This is a genomic window from Pedobacter sp. ASV28 (assembly GCF_016428855.1).
In the GTDB taxonomy this organism is placed as follows: domain Bacteria; phylum Bacteroidota; class Bacteroidia; order Sphingobacteriales; family Sphingobacteriaceae; genus Pedobacter.
Genome location: NZ_JAELTN010000026.1, coordinates 41,000 through 57,090 on the forward strand (window position 1 = coordinate 41,000; position 16,091 = coordinate 57,090).

At 40.4% G+C, this 16,091-nt stretch carries 10 protein-coding genes; all 10 read right to left on the reverse strand.

Annotation, left to right across the window (positions count from 1 at the left end; genetic code table 11):
* Positions 1 to 70: 70 nt before the first annotated feature.
* Positions 71 to 1,720, reverse strand: a complete 1,650-nt coding sequence (locus tag JHD79_RS11455) for a DUF4957 domain-containing protein (protein ID WP_199119372.1) — start codon at positions 1,718 to 1,720, stop codon at positions 71 to 73.
* A 47-nt stretch (positions 1,721 to 1,767) separates the two neighbouring features.
* Positions 1,768 to 3,603: a RagB/SusD family nutrient uptake outer membrane protein gene (locus JHD79_RS11460; RefSeq protein WP_199119373.1), complete on the reverse strand. Its 1,836-nt coding sequence runs from the start codon at positions 3,601 to 3,603 to the stop codon at positions 1,768 to 1,770.
* 22 nt (positions 3,604 to 3,625) lie between these two features.
* Complete coding sequence (locus tag JHD79_RS11465) at positions 3,626 to 6,874, reverse strand: TonB-dependent receptor (protein WP_199119374.1); 3,249 nt, start codon at positions 6,872 to 6,874, stop codon at positions 3,626 to 3,628.
* Positions 6,875 to 7,220: 346 nt separating this feature from the next.
* On the reverse strand, positions 7,221 to 7,367 hold the full coding sequence (locus JHD79_RS11470; protein ID WP_199119375.1) for a hypothetical protein: 147 nt from the start codon (positions 7,365 to 7,367) through the stop codon (positions 7,221 to 7,223).
* A 57-nt stretch (positions 7,368 to 7,424) separates the two neighbouring features.
* Entirely contained in the window at positions 7,425 to 7,616 is a 192-nt protein-coding gene (locus JHD79_RS11475; protein WP_199119376.1) for a hypothetical protein, read from the reverse strand.
* A 98-nt stretch (positions 7,617 to 7,714) separates the two neighbouring features.
* Positions 7,715 to 8,350, reverse strand: a complete 636-nt coding sequence (locus JHD79_RS11480) for an MgtC/SapB family protein (protein WP_199119377.1) — start codon at positions 8,348 to 8,350, stop codon at positions 7,715 to 7,717.
* Positions 8,351 to 8,979: 629 nt separating this feature from the next.
* Entirely contained in the window at positions 8,980 to 9,840 is an 861-nt protein-coding gene (locus tag JHD79_RS11485; RefSeq protein ID WP_199119378.1) for a family 16 glycosylhydrolase, read from the reverse strand.
* A gap of 69 nt (positions 9,841 to 9,909) precedes the next feature.
* Positions 9,910 to 13,035 (reverse strand): glycoside hydrolase family 2 TIM barrel-domain containing protein, encoded by a 3,126-nt coding sequence (locus JHD79_RS11490; protein WP_199119379.1) that lies wholly within the window; start codon positions 13,033 to 13,035, stop codon positions 9,910 to 9,912.
* A 203-nt stretch (positions 13,036 to 13,238) separates the two neighbouring features.
* The gene (locus JHD79_RS11495; RefSeq protein WP_199119380.1) at positions 13,239 to 14,546 is read right to left on the reverse strand and encodes a BNR repeat-containing protein; all 1,308 of its coding nucleotides are present in this window, start codon (positions 14,544 to 14,546) and stop codon (positions 13,239 to 13,241) included.
* The gene (locus tag JHD79_RS11500) at positions 14,546 to 16,090 is read right to left on the reverse strand and encodes an alpha-N-arabinofuranosidase (RefSeq protein WP_199119381.1); all 1,545 of its coding nucleotides are present in this window, start codon (positions 16,088 to 16,090) and stop codon (positions 14,546 to 14,548) included. Before JHD79_RS11500 ends, JHD79_RS11495 begins: the two co-directional genes overlap by 1 nt.
* Position 16,091: the final 1 nt, after the last annotated feature.

The window sequence follows — 16,091 nt, forward strand, 5'->3', positions numbered from 1 at the left end:
GGGCTGCCAGGAACAAAGCCTTCGCTTTACCTAGAATGACAAGTAGGATATGTATGTTAGCACCTTAATTTTAATATGTCCAACGTGGGTCTCCAATTGGTGCGCCCGCAGTGCTGGCCGTTCGCAAAGGCGAGGTTGCCGGCAGGGTAAAGTTATCGGTTGTACTTACCCAGTTTAAGTTTACCGTTTGATTATTTGCTTGCGTGGTAATTGTGGCAGGAAATGTAAGTGCACTACCTCCGTTTGTATTTACAAAATTAAAAGTATTGTTATTGTTAAATACCACACCTGATCCTGTTCCAGTGGCACGTATGGTTACGGCATTTACCGTTGCACCCACCCTTGGCACATTGGCAATGATGCTGTTGGTCATGTTGAACCTTACCGGGTTTGCATTAGCGTCCATAAACACATAATTCGTACTGGCCCCAAAATAATTGAAAGTACAATAATCTACCGTAACTACTGGCGGGGTTGAAGGAATGACCGTAGAACAGGTTAGCAAAGCCCTACCAATATTATAAAAAGTAGACTTTGTTATGTTTAACGCATTAAATTGTAGCTTATCCAGATGGAAGAAAGTATAGCCCAGGGTACTTCCAATATCGTAAACAATAGAATTGTTAACAGTAATATAGTCCATTTTATAAGAACCCGCCGCTGCTCCCCTATTGGCACGCAGAAAACTGGTGGTGGCTCCATGCACAATGCTGTTATTAATAACAACCGGCGCAAATGACGCCAGCTCTGCATCGGCCAGAACACCAGTTAGGTTAATGAAATATAATGATCCGGAAGGAGTACCATCTAATTCCACACCATCCAGCTTTATACCCGCACCTGTACCTCTCAAGGTAAATTCCCTGAAATTAATTTTAGTATCCAAGGGGTTTCCCGAGGTCGATTTTAACGTCACCGATTTTTGCAATAGCGTAAAAACACTAGTTCCTGCGCTATAGGTTCCCGGATTTAAACCAATTATCGCATCGTTAGCTGCAGCATTTACAGCGGCCACAATATCGTCTCCCGGGTTTAATGTTACCGCATACACCGTTGGGCTTAAGGTATTAAAGGTTAATATTCCCTTACTTTTTACACCTTCATAAATTTCGGCCGTATATTTCACGCCTGCGTCTAGGCCGGTAATCAATTTTACACCTGTTGTGCCTTCTGTGCCACTTATGGTATAATCCATTGTATTGCCACCATCCCTCGTTAAGGTTATTTTGTTTAATCCTGTAGTTGGTTTCCAACGTAAGGTAACTTGTGTCTCTTTAATTTCCAATTCCCGAATGGGCAGGAACAATTGTTCGCCAGAAATGGAGAACGAACTGCTTACCAACCAATTCGATTCGGGCTGGTTATTGGTGGATAAAGTTTTTATCCTTACATAATACTTTTTACGCACCTTAAGCTTATCATCGTCAACGGTTACACCTGCCGTATCTGTCTGTAGTGAAAATTCAGAAGTTGCAAAAGTCGAATCCTGTGAAAACTCTGTGGCATACGAAAGTTTCAGATTTGAGGTCAGCAATGGTGCCGTCCAGGTAATCTTTGCAGAAGATTGGGTTGTTTTTATGGATATGCGTGATGGCTTAAAAAGACGAGGTTCTTCCAAGCCTTCGTTTGGATCGTTCTTTTTGCAGGCATAGACCAGGGCAGTTAACGCTACAAGCAATAACAGCTGCCATCCTTTATTTAAAATGATATTCGTTTTCATCTGTTTGAATTTTGTTTTCAGCGGCAATGAGCTTCATTGCAAATCAATTAATAGCCAAAGTTTTGTGTGATCTTGGTATTGTATAACAATATATTTTGATTGAAAGGAAATACTTCTTTCTTGTTCGATTCGAAGTAAGTGGCAAAACCCGTAGATGGACCTGTAATATACTCTTCATTTATCGAGGCACGCCAGTTTTTGGTCGTATAACCCGTAGGCGCACTCGAAGTACCCTGTCCTGGTTGAAAAAGGGTAACCGAAGGCGAACCTCCATAAGTATCTAAAGTAGCAAATTCTTGCTGAGAGGAAACAATGTTATAAGCGGCAGGCTTACTGTACACATATTTAGGAATATTAACATAAACGCCTGTGCCATCCATTAACGCCCTTAATTTAACTCGGGTTTCTGCAAATTTAGCCCCCATTAAATTCCAACGGATCAAATCATATTTTCTAATGGCCTCTCCCCCAAATTCCAACAACCTTTCTTTTACTATAGCTTCAAAAAAGCCTGTATAATCTGTGGGAATGGCGGGTATTAGATCCAAATGATCCTTAAAGGCACGCTGCCTAACTTCCAGCAGCGCATTTTGTGCCAATATTGTTGGGGCACCATTTAGTTCATTATCTGCCTCGGCAAACATCAATAAGATATCTGCAAACCGAAGTACTGGCCAATTTACCGCCAGGGTTTGCGTGGTGCCATAAATATTTGTCCATGATTTCCTAAACTTGGCATCGGTCATGTTATTTAAGGTATTCATTACTTTTTGGCCATTACCATCTATTTCATAAGATCCAATCGTGACATCACGTCGGCAATCACCTATTTGATCAAACTCATAAAAATAGGTGGCAATAGCAGTCATCCCTCCACCACCCTGGCCAAACCTCGATGCAGTATTAAAACGTATACCATTATAATAACCCAATTTGGTATCGGTTCTTGAACCTGCACCAAAGGCCCCAACTTCAAACATGAGTTCATTTTCGGCATCAAATCTAGTGGCCGTATGCAGCGATTTAAATATGTTCTCGTAAACAGGGTTTAAATTGTTATACGTACGGTCATCTAGCAGGGCTTTGCATTCGTTATAAGCTATCTGATAATACTTTTTATAATCGCTGCTACGTTCCATGGTATGGGTTTCCTTATTCATCATATATCCACCACGAAATAGGGCAATACGGGCCCTTAAACCTTTTATAGCTCCCCTAGTCCATCTTGTGCTGGTAAACTCTTCTGACTTTGCACCAGAAAACTGATCGTTCTTCAAGGGCATTAGTTTTTCGGCGGTTGCCAAATCATCTAATAAACGATCTAGTATGGCCGTACCTGCCGTAACTGGCACATCCCATACCGGCGTATCGCTAGAAGGTTCCCATTGCGCAACCACACTGCCCCAATTTCTTACCAGGATAAAATACAGCAACGACCTTAGCGTTAAGGCTTCTGACAAATACTTACCCATTAGCACCTTGCTTGTGGCCCCATCTGCATACAAAGGTGAATTGCTAATGCCTTTGATACAAAGATTAGCACGTTCTATACCGGTGTAAAGTTGTTTGTAGCCTCCCTCCAATTCTCCATTTTCGAAATTAGCACCATACATACTAATACCTCTGCGGTCTTGGGCGCTATAACTGCCCGAGGTCTTAAATTCATCGGTCGACAATGCCCAAACCATACCTTCTTTGGTAATACCATTATCTCCAGGTAATACATTATAGATACCCAAAATAGCCGTATTGGTATTGGATGTACTTTCGAAAGTAGCTTTAAGTGATATCGTTGATGGGTTTTCGATATCCAGATATTTTTTACACGAACTACCTACAGCAGTAAGTAATAGAATCAATGATATTTTATAAATCGATTTCATTTTTAATGAGCTTAAGTAGAGATTAAAAACTGACTTCCAAACCCGCTAACATATAACGGCTTCTCGGATATGCCGCATAATCTACACCTGGTGTAAGTGGATTACTACGGCGCGTATTCGCCTCTGGGTCATAACCTGTATATTTAGTAAAAGTGTATAAATTGTTTACCGTTGCGTATATCCGAAATTTCGAAAACACTTTTGTACGACTTAAAAAGCTTTGAGGTAAAGAATAACCTAAAGTAACGTTACTTATACGAAGGAAAGAACCATCTTCTATAGCATAAGAAGTAAGGATATACTGTCCGGCAGCAGGTGTCCAAAAGTTCGTGTTTTTATTCATCTCGGTCAATTGCCCTGGTTCGGTTACCTTCTTCCCATTGTCATCAAACCACCTCCACCTGTTCTTCACATCGCTCAACATGTTGTTGTCCTTATAAAGATATTGTCCGGTAAACTCGGTTTTATTGGCATTATAGGTTTCGTTTCCAACAGAGAAGTTCATGAAAACACTCAAATCGAAATTCTTATAGCGAAACTGTTGGTTAATACCTCCTGCGAAATTTGGAAAAGCATTACCTAAAACGGTTTTGTCGGCTTCTGTAATGTCATCGCCTGGGGTATTGGACAGTTTTTTCAGCTTCATATCTCCCGGTTGTGGGTCTTTACCTCCTAAAGCTACAGCCCTGGCGTTAGGTACACCTGCTTTCAGTTTATAAGTATAGGTATTTGCAGTAGCATTATAGGTCACATCGAAATCCTGAATTTCATAACGGCCATCACTTACATACCCAAAATACTGGCCCACAGGCGAACCTACCTGCACCAGAAAATCGGCTCCATTAATGCCTCCCGAAGAAGCAGGATAAGAGCTAAATGGCATGCCAAATTGATCTACCCCCAAACTTACGATGCGGTTTTTGTTGAAAGCTACGTTTGCGCTTATGTTATAACTAAAATTCTTGCTTTCTGCAGCTATACCACTTAACTGCACTTCGATGCCCTTGTTAGAGGTTTTTCCTATATTCTGTTGCTGGTTATCCCAACCGGTAGAAGAAGGCACCCTCGCTGAAAGCAATAAATCTTTTGTATGGTTGCTATATACATCGATTGTGGCATTTAAACGGTTTTTGAAGAAGGCAAGATCCAATCCAAGGTTTCTGGAAACTGTTGTTTCCCATTTGATATCTGGATTGGACAAGGCATTGGGGGCAAAACCTGGCGATACGGCTTCGCCTACTGCATAGCCATAATTACTCCCGCCTAAATAAAGTGTTTTCCATAAATCAACACCAATTCTGTTATTTCCACCGGCACCATAACTCGCTCTAACTTTTAAGTCGTTTAACCATTTGAAATCAAGCTTTTTAAAGAAATCCTCGCGACTTATTCTCCAGGCCAATTGTCCAGAAGGGAATAGTGCATTTCTATTTTGCGGTGCAAATAAAGAGGAGGCGTCATTCCTGATGATGAAGGAAGCCAAATAGCGATCTTTGTAGTTGTAAGAAGCACGGCCAAATAAAGAAAACAACCTGTTGGCCGATTCGGAAGTAGTTGGCGCATCTTGCACTCCGCCATTGGGCGGGGTAGCTTTTTGTATACCTGCAAGCGCTTGTTCTGGAGTTAAATCTGCAGGAAGCCATTTCGTGGTATTTGCAAAGGTACGGCCCTTACTTTGGTTAATCTCCTGCCCTAGCAAAAAATTGAAGCTATGGGATTTATTGATCTTAAAGTCATAAGCCAAGGTGTTGGTATTGGTCAATGTTAAAACTGAACCATTAGATATGGTAACCACAGGTAGGTTTCCGTTTTGGCGGGCCACCCCTGTTACGGCACTATTATACTGATCATTTCTTCGCTCTGTATTATTAATCCCCACTAGGGTTCTTAGTGTTAAACCTTTAATAATATTATACTGCGCATAGGCACTGGTAATCAATTGATTGTTATAATCATTTTTGGTTACCGAATATGCACCCAACACAGGATTGATCAGATTGGTCTGATTGGCATAGTCAGGATCAAATTCATCCACAAAGGTAAGCTGCCCTGGTTCGTCATATGGACGATAACGTACCGCATTCCTTAAGCTGTTATTACTTTGGGAACCTGAATTTGATGTACCCGCTCCCCAAACCTTCTGGCGACTGTATCGGGCATTAAATCCAAAACGAAATTTATCTGAAGCGGTATTATCAAAACGAAACGACACATAGGTTCTGCCAGCTCCCGAATTGAGCATGATACCATCTTCGTTATAATTATTGATATTTAAATTATAATTGGAAGTCTTGGTACCTCCCGTAATGGTTAAATTTTCAGTATGCGACCAAGCATTACGACCAAATACACGATCTTGCCAATCGCTAAAAGCAATGTTCTTGTAAATATCAAGATCATCAAATGTGCCATAGGTCCTGGCGAAAGCATCTTTAGTTTGTTGATCGGTATTGTTGTTATACAATTGATATTGATACATTACAAAATCGTAAGGCTTTAATACCTCCAGCTCATTGGTTATACTGCGTACGCCGCCAAAAATATTTAGCGAGACCAAGGTTCGTGCATTTTTACCTGTTTTTGTCGTAATTAAAACTACCCCATTGGCGCCCCTAGCACCATAAATAGCAGTAGAAGCCACATCCTTTAGTACATCTATAGACTGTATTTCCTGAGGGGATATTACCGAAAGGGCATTTTCAATCTGTACTCCATCTACAATATACAAGGGCGAGTTGTCTTGGGTAATAGATCCTCCGGCCCTTACCCTTACCTGTATTTCGGCGCCTGGCTTACCTTCAGAAGTAATTACCGATACCCCAGCCAATTTTCCGGCCAATGCCTCGGCAGCGGTGGCCACTGGAAAATCTTTCAGGTCTTTCGCACTGACGGAAGAAACGGAACCGGTAACGGCATCTTTTGAGACGGATGCATAGCCAATATTAACCACCTGAACCTCTTTCAGCATAGATGCCTCGTCTTCATACAAGGTGATGTTTATATCGTTTTGATTGGTAATTCCCATTTCCACGGTCCTGAAGCCCAAATAGCTGGCCGCGATTGTAGAGTTGCCTTTGGTGGGAATGTTAATTTTAAATTTGCCATCAGCGTCTGTCTGCACTTGTATTTTTGTGCCCTTAACGGTAACGGTAACTCCGGCAATCGCTTCTTTACCCGCATCCACAACCCTGCCCGTAATTGTTCGCGTTTGACCTCTTACCTGAGCGCAGAACAGCAACAGCAAAATTGTCTGAAGTATAACTCCTTTCATAACTTGGTTAGTTTTTAGCCTCAACAGGAGCGTGCCTGTTTAGCCTTTGGTTTAACATTTATATTTAGTTAGTGCCCACTTATCCGTAAAACTTTTCCTGCATGCAAGAAATAGCCATACAAACCTAGCGTAGCTAACACAAACATAAATAGAGCCCAGAAATGAAAGGTTTAAAAATTGATTGAAGAGGTTTAAAATCTGATAAAATTTGGCATATAACCCAAAATTACTCATTTTAGGTGCCATGGCAGGGCATTTAACTATCCTATTTTATACGAAACTATTTTTTACATTTTAAATAAAAAGACTTATCTGATTAAAGCTATCCAATGCTACAGTATAGTTTTCAATCTAACTTCTCCTCATCACTAATAAGCGAAATGCTAAGACTGATGATCTGCTCAAGTTCTGCCAATTCATCCTTCATTTGCCGAAAATTATGGCCTCCAAGTTCGTTATGGATCATATTAATTCTCGATCTGGTAATCTGCATCACTTTTAGCGAATGTTTAATCTTATTTTTGAGCTGCCTTTCATCAGCTAAATGTGTTTAAAAGGAAGAAAAATTATTAACGCCTATACCTATAAATATTGAGGCAAGGCCAGATATTACAATCTCAAGCGCATTATTCTCCGTTAAGAAGGTCATGAATATTATAGCTATTCCACCCAAGATAAAAAGAAGAACCCCTGGCTTCTTAAATGTTACCCAAAATTCCTTGTATTTTTCTTTTTTTCGCATTTATGTATATGGTTTAACTTTTAAGTACCAAAAGGAACTGTTGGCCAAGAGCCTTTATTATACGGTAACAATTAGAGAATAAACGTTTTTATTGAAACCTAGTATTCTATCCGATCAATAAATTCGGCTTGCATTACAGAGTCGATAAAAGCTTCCAGGTGTTCAGATCTACCCTGGAGCTGCCAGGTAATATAAACATGATCTGCTTCTCGGATGCGCTTCAGCAATTTTACCCTCAACTGATATTTGTTCATTATTTTTTCACAACGTTTCAATACATCATCGTTTAACTTTCCTTTTACCTTGAAGATTTTAGTTTGATTGAACAGGTCAATTCTCCTTTCTAAAAAGGAAAGTACGGCAAGTACAAAGAGGATCAGTACACTTGCACACCCGGCTGCAAAATAATATCCTCCTCCAATTCCCATTCCAACAGCTGCTACTGCCCATATGCTCGCAGCAGTGGTTATGCCATTGATACGGTTATCCCCCCTAAAGATTACACCAGCTCCTAAAAATCCAATTCCGGTTACAATGTTCGATGCAATACGATCGGGATTATCAGGTGAACCGATCACGTCAGACATTAACGTAAAGAAGCAAGAGCCGAATGAGATGAGTATCGTAGTCCTAAATCCTGCAGCCTTGCCCCTATATTCTCGTTCAGCCCCCACCAAACCTCCCCAAAGAATGGCCAACAGCAAACGAATTAAAATTTCAAAATTAAAGTCCATACCATCTAAGCGTTTATAATCAAAATATAACATTCTCTCAAGAATGGACCAGATTTACTTGCATTGTTAGTTAGTGCATCGTAGCGTAAAGTCACCTTGAAATATGAATGAAAATACGAAATTTTAGTGTATTGTAACAGGCTTATTTTAAAGCATGTACTTATCGGCCTAACGCTCTCAAAACCAGGCTATCTCTTAAGCCGAACTCGGGTTAATTTAATCTAAGTGCAATCACACCTTGCAATAGCTTTCAGTTTTTTTTTAATAAACGTATATATGAAGTTTTATGATTTAAATATAGCTTAACTACATTTAATATTATCTATATCCAACAAACATTGGGGCTAACGGCTAAACAAACCTAAACTAAATCGAAACTTTTATTTTCAAGAACGATTTCTAGCTATTATTAGAGGAAACCCCGCTATACTGTTTAGACGAAGGAGGTTTGTTCGTAAGCCAAAAGCGAGCAAGGTAGCTGTAAAATGATCTGCTTTAGCCCAAAAGATAAAAGTTGGTTTTGATGCATGATTATACCTCAAAACCAACTCCATTTCCCTTCCCTCTTTATCAATTAGAAAGGTACGATATTACTTTGGGCCAGTAAATTATGTGCATCAGTAACCTGATTAACGGTTTGTCACACGTTGATAAACCCTTACATAATCTACCTCAAAGCGATTGGGGAAAATGGTACTGCCCAATTCACCTCCATTCATACCCCCCATTGCCAAGTTCAGCAACATATAGTGTGGTTGTTTAAAGGGATTTAAGCCCACCTTATCCCTATTATTTAAGCTGCTCATTTCCACTTTATTCAACAAGATATCGTCTACATATAGTGCAATTGCATTTTCATCCCAGTCCATCCTCCAAACATGAAACTTAGCGGCCCATTCTTTTCCGCCAAGCTTCACAATGTCTTTGGTGTTACTGAACCAATGGGCCTTGTATCGTTGATCGGTACCGACTGCAATATTGGCCAATAGCTTGTTGCTATAGTATTCCATAATGTCAATCTCTCCATTGGAAGGCCAGTCTCCGGCAACTCCCAAAGTCCACCAAGCGGGCCATAGGCCACTACTCACATCAATTTTGCCACGCATTACAAAACGGCCATATTGCCAGCTGTGCTTTCCAGCAGTATTGATACTTGAAGAGGTATACTCGATATTTTTTCGGGACGAAGCCCAATGGGTGCTTCCTTCGCTATATCTAGGATTATGCTTTAGTTCTTTTCTTGCTTCTATAACCAACACCCCATTTTCGCACCAAGCATTATCTTCCTGGTACCATTGCAACTCTTGATTACGGACAAAACCTCGCTCAAATCTCCACTTTGTTGTATCTAACTTTCCGTCATTATTAAATTCATCAGACCAAACCAGCTTATAGCCGTCTTTGGCAAACTCTTGTTGAGCACCGACGTTTAAACCACAAAAGAGTAATAAAGCTATGCTACCTATAACTGTAAATGAATACTTCATCATTATAACCTATATTAATATTTTTTTTGGCCAAAATGCCATTTTTTAATCCTGCTATGCTTTTTAGTTTATTTACTCCCCTACCAAACTAATGGTATAACTGTAACTATATTTCTGATCCAGCAATCGGTATTCACGGTGCGGCAGTGCACCCCAGCTATCATCTCCTCCAACACCACGCTGTTTAAGATCTATATTTAGGAACACCTGGTTTCTCGGTGGCAAGTCGGTAGGATGTTGCTGTTTCTTAGTCAGTCCCGGGTCTAGATCCTCTGTGCTGTGGTTTATGGCACTGAAGCCTAAAGGTTGTGCACCTTCTATTTTTATGCCTCGCCCTTGGCTATTGGTCAAGGTCAACCAACGTACATCGGTTTTATTTCCGCTTTCCTGTGGACGGATATAGCCCTTATAATACTGGTTTTCCACCTTATCTTTATATATTCCCAAGAAAGCACCTTCGTTACGGTCAATGTAATTTTCATGTGGTCCCCTACCATAATAAACCAGATCAGAATAGGCATTTGACAAGGTAGTCCGCATCCCAAACCTCGGTAATTCGGGTAACTGTGTTCCAGAAAAATCCATGCTACCTGTTACCTTGATTGCCCCGTCATTTTGTACCAGATAGCTGACCTGATAAGGTACATTGATATTGGCAAGCAACCAGATCACATCAATCTTCAAACCCTGCGCATTCTGTACGCCCACCTTAACATCTTTTAACTGCCTATTTAAATGCGCAGAACGCCAAACGCCCAATTTAGCTGGCATATCATTCCCAAAATCGTTATCTGTAGGTGCCCTCCAAAAGTAAGGCTCTAAGAAATTCGTAAACCTTTGTTCTCCATTACCATATGCCGTAAACCTACCCGCTTTAATATCAAACTCACCTTTTACCTTACCCGAGGTGAAACTGATTTTATTATTATCTTGATTAACCATCAATTTTTGATCGGTACCTGCCTCTTTGGCAAAATAATCTCCGGCATAATAAAATTGCGCTCTCGCTACTTCAAAGCCAGCTGCAAGCATCGGGCTTTCCTTTTTAGTTGTGGCATAGATATTAAGATAAAATTCTGTACCTGCCTCGGTTTTATATTTCGGTAGGTTCAACTGTATATCTTTTGTTTGGTGCGGAGCAAGCTCTACAGCAAAAGTTCCTTCATTTACTTTCTCGCCATTTTTAAATAATTCCCATTTAAAGTTATAATCCTTCAGATTGGTAAAATCAAATATGTTCTTTACCTGAAACAATCCTTTGGCCATATCCTTCGGGGTAACAATAATGGTCTGGTAAACCTGCTTTACCTCGTAAGCCCCCGGATCTGGTGTCCTATCTGAACTGATGATTCCATCGGCTACGCCATTTTCATCATTTTGCCAATAAAAACCACCCAGATCTCCACCATATGCCCAAAATGTCTTACCATTTAAATCTTTTGTTTTGATACCCTGGTCTACCCAATCCCAAATAAAGCCGCCCTGCATATTTTTGCTGTTGCGCATAATTTCAAAGTATGTTCTGAAATTGCCATTACTATTACCCATAGCATGTGAATATTCACACATGATATATGGTCGTTTTTTGGTCGTATCTGCTGCATATTTTTTCATGTTACCAATGCTAGGATACATTGGAGCTACAATATCTGTGTTCCAATCTTCGCCTGCCTGCTCAAACTGTACAGGTCGGGTATTGTCTCGGTTTTTAATCCATTTATAGTTGTCGTGGAAAACTGGACCGTTACCACATTCATTACCCAGTGACCAGATAATGATCGAAGCATGGTTCTTATCCCGTTCTACCATACGTACAGTACGATCGACTTGTGCAGGGGCCCATTCTGGCAAATAGGCAGGGTGTTTACTCTTATCAAACCAAGCTTGGAATTCTGCGCCCATACCATGGGTTTCGATATTAGCTTCATCTACAAGATATAATCCGTACTGATCACATAATTTGTACCAAAGCGGATCATTGGGATAATGGGAAAGCCTTACCGCATTAATATTCAATTCTTTCATTAACCTAATGTCTTTCAACATCAGTTCTTTGGTCGTGGTATGTCCAGTCACATCATCATGTTCATGACGGTTTACACCATGCACTGAAATGGCCATTCCATTGACTAATAACCTTGCATTTTTGATCTCTACTTTACGAAAACCTAGTTTAGATGATGTAATACCCAGCACCTTACCTTCAGCATCTTTCAGACTAATTACGCAATCATAAAGATTGGGACTTTCTGCATTCCATTTCAATGGATTCTTAACCGTAGTACTAAAATTTAGGGTCTGTATACTATCCGAATTTACAGTAAAATGCTGTGTGTTGTTATAGATGGTTTTGCCTTGTTTGTCCAATAATAAAACAGAAACACTTCCCTTCTTAACGTTATTACCGGTAAACTTACGTAGATCTATTGCCGCGCTGAATAGTCCATTGGTATATTTCTGATCAAGGTCTCCTTTTAAAAAGAAATCCCAAATTGCCAGCTTAGGTAAAGCATACAGATAAACATCTCTTTCTATCCCACTTAATCGCCAAAAATCCTGATCTTCCAGATAACTACCGTCGTGCCAACGGAAAACCTGAACGGTTAACTGATTTTCGCCCTTTTTCAGGTATTTAGTTACATTAAACTCGCTTGGGGTTTTGGAAGCTTTGCTCAGTCCTACCTTTTTACCATTTAAATAAACGAAGGCAGCTCCCGAAATCGAGCCAAAATGTAAAACCACTTCTTGCTGATCCCAGTTCTGCGGAATGGTAAATGATTTTCTATAAGTCCCCACGGGATTATTAGGGCCAATAAAGGGAGGTGTCTTGGGGTGAGGATAGGCGATATTGGTATAGATCGGAATACCAAAACCATTCAGTTCCCAATTTGAAGGCACCGTTAGGTTTGCCCAGCCCGAATCATTGAACGCTGGATTTAAAAAATCGGTAGGTCTATCTTTATATTGGTCTACATAATTGAATTTCCAGCTGCCATTTAAGGATTTAAAGTCTTTAGACCGAGAAAAGTCATCTGCAATGGCATCTTTCTGATTATCGAAAAGCATAAAGGCAACGTGTGGCTTTTCCATCCCAACATTTACCAAACTTGGATTTTCCCAATCGTTGTTCTGTGCCCATACAGGCATCGAGAAAAACAATGCCATAAAAATTTGGGATAATATTTTTTTAAAGTTCATGATGTATAAAAAGGTGTTTTATATTTAGTTATGTCTGACGATGTACATATGAATGCCTAAAGGCACAAAAAATAATCGTATTATTGACGTTTATTAAAAGTATACATGAAATCGTTAATTTCCAAATCAATTGTAAATAAAACTGTAACATTATGGACGTAGCTGCTGATAGTAGGCGCTTTACAACTGGCCGAATTAATTTTTTAAGGTTTCCAGATTAATACTTGTACTGCGGTTGGCGGTTGATCTGCCTTTCCCTCGGCATCAACCTGGATCACTTTTTGAACAAATAGGGCAAATATCCTTCTCATAGACCACAGTTCACTATCAAAGCTTGGTTCCCATTCGCCAACGCCATTTTCCGTGAGGTCTCGGCACGCCCACTTGTTATTTTCCAAATCATTACTTACAGCTACCGTAACTCTATTTCCCCGTTCTATATCCCTAAAAATTAATGCGGTATGGATCCGATTTTCTCTTCTCCATGTAATCAATTGAGGTCTTGATATCGGAATCTTTTTCGTTCCACCGCCAGTTAAGGTAAACGGAGTTGTTCTAAATCCCAGGTTGGCTATCTTCCACTGCCGACCGGTATGATATACCACATGATACTGCGGAACAGTTTCTCCCCGATTTCTCCAATAAGTTGCAATGAAAGGTTTTCCTTTTTCATCTGCATACATAGAAGTCTGGTTAATCAATTCGCTATTTTGAGGAATTCTAACTGCATATTCGGCATTGGCCGCATTTATGGGAAGTTGATAGTTCTCTCCCGTAGATTTTTGCCAAGTAACGCCTCCGTCCAATGATCTCGCATAACACAGATCGTGATTGCTGGCCACATCGGGACTTTCCCGCCATACCCAAGAGATATGAATGGTCCCCCTTTTATCTATTGTTGTCTGTACATATGCATTTCTCTCACCTTGCCCATCAATTAGATTATCTTGTATCCTTGTCCATTTTTTGGCACCAATATCATAGCGGTTAATTACCAGGTTGCCATTCCCCGATCCCCCATCACGGTAAAAAAACAAAAGATTTCCATTAGCCATCTTATAAAACTCCGGATAACTGACACGATTTTCTTTGATCCCTGTCATCTGATCTTTTCCACCCATGACCAAGCTTCCGCTAGTTAAGGCCTTAGCATAATTCAGCTCATTATTATGTTGTCCCCAGGCCAGATGTAAGAAGCCTGCTCCATCAACCATAATACTAATAGACTTATGGGCATCGGTAGCGTCTCCCTTATATTGGCTTCTCCATATTTCCCAATGCTCCTGATCGAGCTTTCGCTTGGCCAAAACCACATATTGTTCTTCATCATAATAGGCCGCATATTGTATGTTTTTAAAAGTTGTTAAAGCATTTTTTCTAAAAACTACTGTATTTACCGAATTCTTTGCCCAACCGTTTGTGGCAATGGTTTGCAGAACAGGTTCCTGGCCCGAAGCTGTAAGCCCAAGACAGATGACAAAAGCAAAGAAGGAGTTTAACTTCCAATCCATTAGTTCAAGGTTAAGGTGACGATACTATGTGGTGGCAATTTTACATTTAAGCGATTACCATCTTTATTGGCCTGATCAAATTTTGACAATTGGATCTGGTATGGCCTTTCAAATGTATTGACATCTGTAACATTGGCCGAGGTTAAAATTTCTCCAGCAACGCTATTCCATTTCAGATCGCCCAAATCTGCCGTTACCGAAATTTCATTTCCTGCATCGAGGTTTACCAATGAAATATGGACAACTCCATTTACGTCTTTAGAGGCCGAAACATTAATTGCAGGAATTTTCCTACCATTAAGTTGATAATCTGGCGTTATGAATTTAATGGGCAAGAGCTTGGCATCATGATGAACTTTATACATATCAAAAACATAATAAGTAGGCGTGAGCAGCATTTTTTCTTTATCGGTTAAGATGAGCGCCTGTAGAACATTTACCGTCTGTGCCAAATTTGCCATCTTTACCCTGTCGGCATGTTTATGGAAGATGTTAAGTGTACTGGCAGCAATCAGGGCATCCCTTAGGCTATTTTGTTGATATAAAAAGCCCGGGTTTGTGCCCTCTTCCACATCGGTCCAAATTCCCCATTCATCAACCACCAAAGCCACGTTCTTTTTGGGGTCATACCTATCCATAATTGCAGAATGCTTGGTAATCAATTCATCCATTCTTAGGGCGCGCTCCATGGTATTGAAGTATTCCTGCTCGCTGAAGCCCGTTGCCGAACCTTTTTTGCCCCAGTTCCCCGTTGGAATAGTGTAGTAATGTAGAGACAAGCCCCACATACGATTGCCTACATTTTTCATCAAGGTTTCTGTCCAATGGTAATCGAAATCACTTGCTCCCGCAGCAATTTTTTTAAGTTTTGCACTGCCATAGTCTTTGGCAAAGGTGGCATATCTACGATATTCGTTACTGTAATATTCGGCTGTCATATTACCTCCACAGCCCCAACTTTCGTTACCAACACCCCAAAAGCTCACATGATAAGGTTGGGCATTACCATTTTTCTTACGCAGCTCAGTCATTGGACTTAAGCCATCAAAATTGAGGTACTCTACCCATTTGCTCATCTCGTCGGGCGTACCACTACCTACATTTGCAGAAATGTAAGGTTCACAGTTGAGCAACTTGCAAAGCTCTAAAAATTCATGCGTTCCAAAACTATTGTCTTCTATTACACCTCCCCAATTGGTATTGACCATTTTGGGCCTATTTTTCGCTGGTCCAATGCCGTCTCTCCAGTGGTACTCATCTGCAAAGCATCCTCCAGGCCACCTTAAGTTTGGAATACGGATCTTTTTTAGGGCCTCAACAATATCCAATCTGATCCTTCCCTGTTTTTTTACCGGCAGATCCTTATCTATCCAAAAACCATCGTAGATACTTCGGCCTAAATGCTCGGCAAAATGCCCATAAATATGCCTACTGATGATAGTGCTACCTTCAGGCTCTATTGTTAGGATAGCCTTTGTCTGGGCACCTACCTGTATTGAAGTGACCAACATGAGTCCAACCAAACATAAAGTCAATTTACTCATC

Bases quoted from the DNA above. Each gene is read 5' to 3' on its own strand.
- JHD79_RS11455 (WP_199119372.1), bottom strand. From the start codon at position 1,720: ATGAAAACGAATATCATTTTAAATAAAGGATGGCAGCTGTTATTGCTT.
- JHD79_RS11460 (WP_199119373.1), bottom strand. From the start codon at position 3,603: ATGAAATCGATTTATAAAATATCATTGATTCTATTACTTACTGCTGTA.
- JHD79_RS11465 (WP_199119374.1), bottom strand. From the start codon at position 6,874: ATGAAAGGAGTTATACTTCAGACAATTTTGCTGTTGCTGTTCTGCGCT.
- JHD79_RS11470 (WP_199119375.1), bottom strand. From the start codon at position 7,367: ATGCAGATTACCAGATCGAGAATTAATATGATCCATAACGAACTTGGA.
- JHD79_RS11475 (WP_199119376.1), bottom strand. From the start codon at position 7,616: ATGCGAAAAAAAGAAAAATACAAGGAATTTTGGGTAACATTTAAGAAG.
- JHD79_RS11480 (WP_199119377.1), bottom strand. From the start codon at position 8,350: ATGGACTTTAATTTTGAAATTTTAATTCGTTTGCTGTTGGCCATTCTT.
- JHD79_RS11485 (WP_199119378.1), bottom strand. From the start codon at position 9,840: ATGATGAAGTATTCATTTACAGTTATAGGTAGCATAGCTTTATTACTC.
- JHD79_RS11490 (WP_199119379.1), bottom strand. From the start codon at position 13,035: ATGAACTTTAAAAAAATATTATCCCAAATTTTTATGGCATTGTTTTTC.
- JHD79_RS11495 (WP_199119380.1), bottom strand. From the start codon at position 14,546: ATGGATTGGAAGTTAAACTCCTTCTTTGCTTTTGTCATCTGTCTTGGG.
- JHD79_RS11500 (WP_199119381.1), bottom strand. From the start codon at position 16,090: ATGAGTAAATTGACTTTATGTTTGGTTGGACTCATGTTGGTCACTTCA.